1 protein-coding gene is annotated in these 241 nt (G+C 46.1%); it reads left to right on the plus strand.

Translation table 11 applies throughout. From position 1 onward, the window contains the following. Window positions 1–241: exonuclease domain-containing protein (locus AC6UDB_RS07235; RefSeq protein WP_500709590.1), on the plus strand; the 241-nt coding region annotated here is incomplete at both ends.

Here is a 241-nt window from a genome sequence, read left to right on the forward strand (position 1 = left end):
GCATCCGACGACGATTGTTACCTGGGGAAATATGGACATGAAGGTGCTTCGCCAGAGCTGTCAGAAAGCAGGATTGGATTTCCCTTTTTCAGGGAAACAAATTGATCTTTGCCTGGAGTATAAACGCTTTTTCGGGGATCAAAATCAAACCGGACTTTGGAAAGCTGTACAGGCCTATGGCAAAGAAGGGACAGGCAAGCATCACAGGGCGCTTGATGATGCGATTACGACATATAATATC

Source organism: Fructilactobacillus sp. X3R2C1 (assembly GCF_059901235.1).